We start from the raw sequence: 9,263 nt of genomic DNA, 5'->3' as shown, positions 1-9,263 counted from the left end.
ACAGAATTAGCTGCACAACAAAATGCAATCAAAGTTGAAACGTCAGATGATTTATCAGACCAATCACTTCAAGCACAAGAAATACAAGAAGCTAAAGCTGAAACAGAGAAAGAAGAAAATGAAACTAAAGAGGTTAGTGCTACTGAATTAACAGCACAACAAAATGCAGTAAAAGTTGAATCATCAAATAATAATTTATCAGATCCTTCAATTAAGGATGATGCTAGCCATAATAAAAATGTTACTGCGAAAAATCTAGCATCAGCTGCTAAAACAAAAAAAAGTAAATTAGATAATGACTCAAACGTAGCCAATAAAACAAAAAATTTATTAGAAGAGCCTTCTGTTGCTAAATCAAAAGGTATTTATACTGTTCCTAATTTAGTTACAAAAGAAGACAAAACAATTAACACCAATGAAGACCAAGTAAAAAATAATCAAGCTCACGCTACTTCTAAATTTGAAAATGGTGTTATCACACACGATACAAAATCAAACAATGAAAAATCAAAAGTGAATAGCAAGCAATCACAAAACGAACCAAAAGTTAAAAATAAAACACCTAAACAACAACAAAGAGCTGAAAAAGCTAAAAGTAAAATAGATAAACGTACTTTTAATGATTAATGAAACTTTAACTTATTGATTAAGTTAATATTCATTCATTAAATGGAGCGGATTCAGAAATCTATATATATTAGATTTTTGATTCGCTCCATTTTTTATATCGAAAACGATTAATTAAAAATTTCACAATAGTAATTAGATAATTCATAAATTTTAGAAAATTTTTGGACTTCTAAGGTTGAACTATTATTTTTAAATTGTTAGAATATTATCTAACTAATATTATTTTATCGCTTTAAAGTAATATAATTAATTAAGTAACTTTTATTGAGGTGAGTAGTAATGTCAACGAAATTAGAACAATACAGAGAAGAAATTGTTTCGATTAATAATCAAATTTTAGAATTATTATCTAAACGTGGTGAGTTAGCTCAAAAGATTGGTGAAGAAAAAATAAAACAAGGCACAAAAGTTTATGATCCACAGCGCGAAAAGGAAATGATTAATGAATTAATGGATCGTAACCAAGGACCTTTTAATGATAATGTTATTAAGCAATTATTCAAAGAAATCTTCAAAGCGTCAACTGACTTGCAAAAATCTGAGAATGAAAAACATCTTTATGTATCACGTAAATTAAAACCTGAAGATACAATTGTTAAATTTGACAACGGTGGCATTATTGGCGATGGGAATAAATCATTTGTATTTGGACCTTGTTCTGTAGAATCTCAAGAACAGGTAGATGCAGTCGCAAAAGATTTGCAAGCTAGGGGTGAGAAATTCATTCGTGGTGGCGCATTTAAACCTCGTACATCGCCTTATGATTTCCAAGGTTTAGGCGTTGAAGGGCTTAAAATTTTAAAAAATGTTAAAGATAAATTCGGTCTTAATGTTGTTAGTGAAATTGTAAATCCTGCTGATTTTGAAGTTGCTGATGAATACCTAGATGTATTTCAAATTGGCGCGCGTAACATGCAAAACTTTGAATTACTGAAAGAAGCTGGCAGAACTAATAAACCTATCCTATTAAAAAGAGGATTGTCTGCGACTATTGAGGAATTTACCTTTGCAGCCGAGTATATTGCTTCACAAGGAAATAAAAATATTATCCTGTGTGAACGTGGTATCCGTACTTATGAAAAAGCAACACGTAATACTCTAGATATATCTGCTGTTCCAATTTTAAAACAAGGAACGCATTTACCTGTAATGGTAGATGTAACGCATAGCACAGGACGCAAAGATATTATGTTACCAACTGCAAAAGCTGCTTTAGCTGTTGGCGCAGATGGTGTAATGGCAGAAGTTCATCCAGACCCATCTGTTGCACTAAGTGATAGTGGTCAACAAATGGATTTAAATGAATTTGATCAATTTTACAATGAATTGAAACCATTAGCTGAATTATATAATTCAAAAAAATTAAAATAATAAGTTCACTTAATTAGATAATTGGTATACATGAGCTATTCGTTTTACTGAATTATAAGTATGTTTTATAATACTAATTCTGGTAATAATGAATAGCTCTTTAAATTGTCAAACTTTAGCTATTCTATTTATTAATCAACGATTTCATTTTTATTGAATAATATGGCAAATCACTCTTTGTAATTAAAATAATATAAAATTTGACATAAATGTGAATTTATTAACAATAGGTTTGAATGAAAGCGATTTTGTGGTAAACTTTGAAAATGAAATGAAAACACGTTATAATAACAAATAAAACGCTTACAAGGAGGAAATTATGACAGTAACTATATATGATGTTGCTAGAGAGGCCCGAGTATCTATGGCAACCGTTTCACGAGTAGTGAATGGTAATCAAAATGTTAAACCTGAAACTAGAAAAAAAGTTAATGAAGTAATCAAAAGATTAAATTATCGACCAAACGCTGTTGCAAGAGGACTAGCTAGTAAACGAACAACAACAGTAGGCGTTATCATTCCTGACATATCCAATATCTATTATTCTCAATTAGCTCGTGGTATTGAGGATATAGCAACAATGTACAAATATCATTCTATAATTTCTAACTCAGATAATGATTCTGAAAAAGAAAAAGAAATATTTAATAATTTATTAAGTAAACAAGTGGATGGTATTATCTTTTTAGGTGGAACGATTTCTGATGAAATTAAAGATTTAATTAATCAATCTTCTGTTCCAGTCGTCGTATCAGGTACGAATGGAAAAGATGACAATATCGCTTCTGTTAATATTGATTTCAAAACTGCAGCAATGGAAATTACTGAGCAGCTAATTCAATCAGGTGCTAAAGAATTTGCATTAGTAAGCGGTGATTACTCTAAAAAAGCTCAAGAAGATGTATTTAATGGTCTTAAAGAAGTAGTGGATCGTCATCAATTAAAATTAAATGAAACTGTGCAATTCTCTGGATCTGAAAGTTATAAAGACGGTATTAAAGTATTCGAGGATTTGAAAGGGGATTTACCTGATGCCATTTTATCAATAAGTGATGAACAGGCAATAGGTATTATGCATAGTGCATTAGATGCTGGTATTAGAGTACCAGAAGATTTACAAATTGTTAGTTTCAACAATACACGATTAGTAGAGATGGTAAGACCAAAACTATCTAGTGTTATTCAACCATTATATGATATCGGTGCTGTAGGCATGCGTCTATTAACAAAATATATGAACGAAGAAGAAATTGAAGAACCTAATGTTATTTTACCTCACCGTATTGAGTATAGAGGTACAACCAAAGACTAGTATTAAAAAAATAATTTATTATTTAATAGTTACAATTTTAACACATATCAACTGACAAACTGAGAAGATATGTTATAAACTTTCCAATTATAATTGTTTTAAGGGAGCGGTATGATGATTTTAAAATTAAATCATCATACCGCTCCCTTAGTGTGTATACCAATGAACGATTCTACTTGCTCGTTCGTTGTTTTTCTGTGAGATTTCATATGATCTGGGTATTGTTTGATAGTCGCGATAATCTTCTGTCCAATGTTTAGGTAGGTTTACTGGTGAGTACGCACACCATTTTTTAATCCATTGTTCTGGTAAAGGTCCTTCTTGAATGGGTTTATTAATTAATGCTAAAAATATATGGCTCCACGCTCTTGGGACTACTTGCCAAATATTATAACCTCCACCACCAAACATTAAAACTTTTCCATCTGTATATTTGTGCGCTAATTTATTAATTATATATGGAATTTCGTATAAAGTTTCTAATGAACAACTCATGTGTGTTAAAGGATCTAAGTAATGAATATCCACACCATGTACACTAAGTAGGATATCAGGTTTATAAGCCTCAATAACACTTGTCACGGATTCTTTAAAGACTTTTAAATAATTATCATGTTCAGTATAAGGTTCTAACGGTAAATTTACTGTATAACCATAACCCAAATCTTCGCCACGTTCAGTGTAATGTCCTGAACCTGGAAATAAAAATTTCCCTGTTTCATGGATGGAATAACACATGATCGTATTATCAGTATAAAGGCTCCATTGAGTCCCATCACCATGATGCGCATCTGTATCAATGACCATCACACGTTGCTTATATTTAGTAGCAAGATATTTTGCTGTAATGGCAACATCATTATAAATGCAAAATCCATTGGCACGTCCAGGTAAACTATGATGTAATCCGCCACCTAAGTGACAACCATTTAATATATTTTCATTCATTATTTCATCTGCCAAATTAAGTGCACCACCAACAATCCTTGCGCTATGCTTGTGCATATGTTGAAATTGGAATGTATCATCTGTATTTAATCCATATTTATTAGCCTCCGATGGACTTAAAATTCCATGAGACGCATGTTTAATTGCTTGTATATAATCATATTTATGAATTAAAGCCAATTCCTCTTCAGTAGCTATTCTAGGATTAATGATTTGATCAACCTTCAACAATTTCATCATTTGGAGTAATTCTGTAGTTAATTTTAATCGCATTTGATTAAAAGGGTGGTTATCATTAAAACGATATTTTAATAGTTCATCTGAATAGACATAACCCGTTTTTAAATTATTTTGCATAAATATCATACCCCTTAAATTTTTAACAGAAATCTTAAAATAAAAATCGATTCTTATAACGTAAATCATCAAAAGACTGTTGCTGGTCTAATGTAATTCTGTTACCAATTCTCGCCATTAAACAATTAGCTGGATGACTGGTAATTTCTGGATCATCAGTAGCAAATACTTCTAATCCACCTTTAGACATTAATTTTTGCATCATTTTTTTATATTCAAAAACATCTAATTTAGCTGATTTCAAATCCCAATGCCAATAATACTCAGTTGTCAAAACAATATAGTCTTCAAACTCATCTTGAGAAAGACTTAATGAAATAAGCTCACCACCTATATGAAACTGTCTAAAATCACTATGCACTTCTATAGCACCTAACTCAATTAAATAGGGTAGTTGTCCTTCAGCCCATCTTTCAAATTCATCGGGATAGTGATATGTTACATACCCTATGACATGTTTGTTTTCTCGAGCAATATATATACGAGCTTCAGGTAATTGCGTAATTTCTTTCAAAGCGTCAAATTGATCTTTTGCCGGTCTAAAGGCATTTAACGACTCATCGAAAGAAAGCGTTTTCAAATAATTACATGAAACAGGGCCTTCAATAATGAAATGCTTATTGGTAATTGTTAGGTGCTTGGTTACGTTTGTTTTAATGTGTTTCATTCATCTCACTCCCAATACGAACTACTATTATAGTTATTTTATATTTATTTAGAAAAATAAACAAATTAAATTGTAATAATTATCTAAAAATTTTGAATAACACAAAAATTAATGTATAATACTTTTTAAAGAAAGCGATTTCATTAAATGAGGGGGATTTTATAATGAAAGTAGAAGTATTTGAAAGCGAGCAAGGTAATTATAATTTACAAGATTATGAAAAGACATATCAGGACTTTGATTGGGATGAAGTGAAAAAAGCTTTCTCATGGAATGAAACAGGAAAAATAAACATGGCTTACGAGTGTATTGATCGTCATGTTGATAATGGTAAAGGCGATAAAATTGCACTTAATTATAGAGATGAAAAACGTAAAGAACAATATAGTTTTAAAGAATTAAAAGTGCTATCAAATAAGGCTGCCAACGTTTTAGTAGATAAAGCGAATGTTCAAAAAGGGGATCGCGTATTTATCTTTATGCCAAGAACGCCTGAACTATATTTTGCCTTTCTTGGTATTCTAAAAATTGGTGCTATCGTTGGTCCATTATTTGAAGCTTTTATGGAAAAAGCGGTAACTGATAGATTAGAAAATAGTGAAGCAAAAGTCATTGTTACTACAAATAGTTTACTAGGCAGAATTCCTAAGGATAAATTACCTCACTTAGAAACAATAGTAGTTGTTGACGATGAAGTTGATGAACAATATGTTGATTTCAATAAAGAATTGAATCAAGCAAATGAAGAATTTGATATTGAGTGGTTAAAAGAAGATGATGGTTTAATCTTACACTACACATCAGGTTCTACTGGTCAACCTAAAGGGGTATTACACGTTCAAAAAGCAATGTTACTTCATTATATTTCAGGTAAATATGTATTAGATTTAAAAGAAGGTGACATTTACTGGTGTACAGCTGATCCTGGTTGGGTTACAGGTACATCTTATGGTGTGTTTGCACCTTGGTTAAATGGTGTTACAAATTGCATAGCGGGTGGTCGATTCTCTCCTGAACAATGGTATAGCATGATTGAAACATTTAAAGTAACAATTTGGTATACTGCGCCTACAGCATTAAGAATGTTAATGAGCGCAGGTGATGATGTAGTAGAAAAATATGATTTGTCATCATTACGATCAATTTTATCTGTTGGTGAGCCACTTAACCCTGAAGTTATTAAATGGTCTAAAGATGTATATGATAAACGTGTATTAGATACATGGTGGATGACAGAAACAGGGGGTCATATGATTGTGAATTATCCTGCAGTTGACGTTAAATTAGGTTCAATGGGTAAACCATTACCGGGAATAGAGGCTGCTATTATAGATGACTCAGGTAATGTATTACCACCGAACAGAATGGGGAATTTAGCTATTAAAAAGGGTTGGCCATCTATGATGTATTCAATTTGGAAAAACCCTGAAAAATATAATTCTTATTTTATTGGAGATTGGTACGTTTCAGGTGATTCAGCATATCAAGATGAAGAGGGTTATTTCTGGTTCCAAGGCCGTGTTGATGACGTAATTATGACTGCTGGTGAGCGTGTAGGTCCATTTGAAGTAGAATCGAAATTAGTTGAGCATGAAGCAGTAGCTGAAGCGGGTGTTATCGGTAAACCAGATCCTGTCAGAGGCGAAATTATCAAAGCCTTTATTTCATTACGCCAAGGCTATGAACCTTCAGATGAGCTAAAAGCAGATATTCGTAAATTTGTTAAAGAGGGGCTATCAGGTCATGCAGCACCAAGAGAAATAGAGTTTAAAGATAAATTACCTAAAACACGCTCTGGTAAAATTATGAGACGTGTGTTAAAAGCTTGGGAGCTTAATTTAGATGCAGGCGATTTAAGTACGATGGAAGATTAAACTTTAATGAATGTAACTAAGCTAGGACAATTATTGGTCCTAGCTTTTATAATGTTTATAGTTGACCTAAGTCGAAATAAAGGTTTTTGAATTCATATTATGATGTATTTTTACTTTAAATTTTTAGATTTATAAAATAAATTTATTTAAATTAGCAGATTTATCATAAAATTAAGTTAAATTTTACACAAATCATTGGAAACGCTCTCAAAAATTCGACATCGCTTACATTGTTAGTTATTATTAATATGTAAGATTAAAAGAAACCTTAAGCAACTGATTTGAGGTATTCTTACATAAATCAAATTATAAATAACAAGGGGTTGAAATAAGTTGGCACATTTATCAGATTTAGATATTGCTAATCAATCAGAACTAAAACCTATTGGAGAAATCGCTGAAAAAGCTGGAATCCCAGCAGACGCTTTAGAACAATATGGTCACTATAAAGCTAAGATTGATATCAATCAAATCAAACCAAAAGACAACAAAGGGAAAGTCGTTTTAGTAACTGCAATGAGTCCAACACCAGCCGGTGAAGGTAAATCTACAGTTACTGTTGGATTATCTGATGCGTTCAACGAATTAAAGAAAAATGTAATGGTAGCTTTACGTGAACCAGCATTAGGACCTACATTTGGTATTAAAGGTGGGGCAACTGGTGGAGGTTATGCGCAAGTATTACCAATGGAAGATATTAACTTACACTTCAATGGTGACTTCCACGCGATTACTACTGCAAATAATGCTTTATCTGCATTTATCGATAACCACATCCATCAAGGTAATGAATTAGGCATTGATGTACGTCGTGTTGAATGGAAACGTGTATTAGACATGAACGACCGTGCATTACGTCATGTAAATGTTGGTTTAGGTGGACCTACTAATGGTGTACCTCGTGAAGATGGTTTCAATATTACAGTTGCCTCAGAAGTAATGGCAATCTTATGTTTAGCTCGTAATATTAATGACTTAAAAGAAAAAATTAGCCGTATTACTATTGGTTACACTCGTGATCGTAAACCAGTTACAGTTGCAGACTTAAAAGTTGAAGGCGCATTAGCTATGATTCTTAAAGATGCTATTAAACCTAACTTAGTTCAAACTATTGAAGGTACACCAGCATTAGTTCATGGTGGACCATTCGCTAACATTGCACATGGTTGTAACTCAATTTTAGCTACTGAAACAGCACGTGATCTTGCAGACATCGTTGTAACAGAAGCAGGATTCGGTTCAGACCTTGGTGCTGAAAAATTCATCGACATTAAAGCTAGAGAAGCTGGCTTTGAACCTTCAGCAGTAGTATTAGTTGCAACAGTTCGTGCCCTTAAAATGCATGGTGGCGTAGCTAAAGATGACTTAAAAGAAGAAAATGTTGAAGCAGTTAAAGCTGGTATTGTTAACTTAGAACGTCATGTTAACAACATCCGTAAATTTGGTGTTGAACCAGTTATCGCATTAAATGCATTTATTCATGATACAGATGCTGAAACTGAAGTAGTAAAAGCTTGGGCTAAAGAAAATAACGTTAGAATCGCTTTAACTGAAGTATGGGAAAAAGGCGGTAAAGGTGGCGTTGAATTAGCTAACCAAGTACTTGAAGTTATTGAACAACCAAATGATTTCAAATTCTTATATGATTTAGATCAATCATTAGAAGAAAAAATTGAAACAATCGTTAAAGATATCTATGGTGGTTCTTCAGTTACATTTAGTAAAAAAGCTAAAAAACAACTAAAAGAATTTACTGACAATGGTTGGGGTCAATATCCAATCTGTATGGCTAAAACTCAATATTCATTCAGTGATGATGCAACTGCTTTAGGTGCTCCAACTGATTTTGATATTACTATTAGAGAATTAGAGGCTAAAACAGGTGCAGGATTTATTGTTGCATTAACTGGTGCAATCATGACTATGCCTGGATTACCTAAAAAACCAGCTGCATTAAATATGGACGTTACAGAAGACGGCCATGCAGTAGGCTTATTCTAGTAGACTGAAGTACCGACTATCATAATGTATTATTATGTTACGTTGAAAACTGCTGACAAAGCGTAAAACTTTGGGCTCTACGTCAAATCGGACTGATGAGTCC

General features: G+C 32.4%; 6 protein-coding genes and 1 pseudogene. 5 read left to right on the top strand and 2 right to left on the bottom strand.

Translation table 11 applies throughout. The features are described from left to right. From HMPREF3134_RS12265 to ccpA, 3 genes and pseudogenes are all read left to right on the top strand, one after another. Positions 1-627, top strand: a pseudogene (locus tag HMPREF3134_RS12265) (Maebl); the annotation flags it as partial. Between the two features lie 282 nt (positions 628-909). Continuing rightward, a complete protein-coding gene (locus HMPREF3134_RS11315; protein WP_037536884.1) occupies positions 910-2,001 on the top strand; it encodes a bifunctional 3-deoxy-7-phosphoheptulonate synthase/chorismate mutase in 1,092 nt (363 codons plus the stop codon). Between the two features lie 319 nt (positions 2,002-2,320). Beyond that, positions 2,321-3,313 carry a catabolite control protein A gene (ccpA, locus tag HMPREF3134_RS11310; RefSeq protein ID WP_070443008.1) on the top strand — a complete coding sequence of 331 codons (993 nt, stop codon included), beginning with the start codon at positions 2,321-2,323 and terminating at the stop codon, positions 3,311-3,313. 147 nt (positions 3,314-3,460) lie between these two features. On the opposite strand, the gene HMPREF3134_RS11305 is transcribed toward ccpA, so the two are convergent. Together HMPREF3134_RS11305 and HMPREF3134_RS11300 are read right to left on the bottom strand one after the other, a co-directional pair. Further along, positions 3,461-4,618: an acetoin utilization protein AcuC gene (locus tag HMPREF3134_RS11305; RefSeq protein ID WP_070443007.1), complete on the bottom strand. Its 1,158-nt coding sequence runs from the start codon at positions 4,616-4,618 to the stop codon at positions 3,461-3,463. Positions 4,619-4,652: 34 nt separating this feature from the next. Beyond that, positions 4,653-5,285 (bottom strand): GNAT family N-acetyltransferase, encoded by a 633-nt coding sequence (locus tag HMPREF3134_RS11300; protein ID WP_070443005.1) that lies wholly within the window; start codon positions 5,283-5,285, stop codon positions 4,653-4,655. Positions 5,286-5,449: 164 nt separating this feature from the next. Here HMPREF3134_RS11300 and acsA point away from each other — a divergent pair, with 164 nt between their 5' ends. Beyond that, positions 5,450-7,159, top strand: coding sequence for an acetate--CoA ligase (gene acsA / locus HMPREF3134_RS11295; RefSeq protein WP_070443003.1), 1,710 nt, complete (start codon positions 5,450-5,452; stop codon positions 7,157-7,159). Positions 7,160-7,492: 333 nt separating this feature from the next. After that, a complete protein-coding gene (locus tag HMPREF3134_RS11290; RefSeq protein ID WP_070443002.1) occupies positions 7,493-9,160 on the top strand; it encodes a formate--tetrahydrofolate ligase in 1,668 nt (555 codons plus the stop codon). The last annotated feature ends 103 nt before the right edge of the window (positions 9,161-9,263 follow it).

Source organism: Staphylococcus sp. HMSC14D10 (assembly GCF_001808125.1).
Taxonomy (GTDB): Bacteria; Bacillota; Bacilli; order Staphylococcales; family Staphylococcaceae; genus Staphylococcus; species Staphylococcus haemolyticus.
Note: the sequence above shows the minus strand (reverse complement) of the source record. Positions and strands in the feature narration are given on the sequence as shown.